We start from the raw sequence: 726 nt of genomic DNA, 5'->3' as shown, positions 1-726 counted from the left end.
AAAGGATTTGAGATCCGAAGAACAGGAGAAATATTAAAAAAGTAAGAAAACGGAAATTTTGAATTCGGTAAAACATCAATTCTTGTGCAACTATTCATCTGCCAGATAATCTCCTCTGTAAATGTATTTTACCTCAGCTTTATCCGGCGCTGCAAGATAATCAAATTATAGTTTTTTAAAGGACAGCTCCACCCGAAGGATCACTGTTTTTGTGAGACTGGGCAAGCAACATCCTTATTCCTATTTAGGGTCGAAGGACCTCATCCCTTGTAAAACTGAAAAGCTTGGGACTAAAGTTCAGCATCACCCACGCCCAATTCTGTGTGCTGTCTTTGTCTCCGCCCTTAAGCACCTCAAGTGATACTGTTCCAAACATTTGAGAATAGCCTACTCCTATTGAAAAGTCTTTCCTGATCTTATATACCCCCACCAGGTCTATCTCTGTTCCTAAATAATTATTGTAATTTTCACCTACTTCAGCTGCTGAAGAAAAGAAATGAGGGACAATAGTAAATTCTGTTTTTGACGATTTCCAAGAAAGTTTTCCATAGAGATCCAGCAGTCCCACATCATTTTGATGGTTTCCCACATAAAAATAATCCATCAAACCATTAAAGCCGTGGTTCGTACCGAAGAGAGGAGTGAAAGAGAAATTTTCACCTGTCAAAGACTCTCTGTCAGTTCCTGAAAGATATTCTCCTCCTGCCCCTACTATCCAGGCCGAAG

The 726-nt window shown here is 39.7% G+C and carries 1 protein-coding gene; it reads right to left on the bottom strand.

From position 1 onward, the window contains the following. Positions 1 to 244: 244 nt before the first annotated feature. A partial coding sequence (locus Q7C20_RS26725; protein ID WP_375071188.1) for a hypothetical protein occupies positions 245 to 726 on the bottom strand: 482 nt, incomplete at its 5' end.

It is taken from the genome of Pseudomonas sp. AMR01 (genome assembly GCF_041946035.1).
GTDB lineage: Bacteria > Pseudomonadota > Gammaproteobacteria > Pseudomonadales > Pseudomonadaceae > Aquipseudomonas > Aquipseudomonas antarctica_B.
The sequence above is the reverse complement of the archived record's forward strand: the minus strand, read 5'-3'. Positions and strand labels throughout refer to the sequence as shown.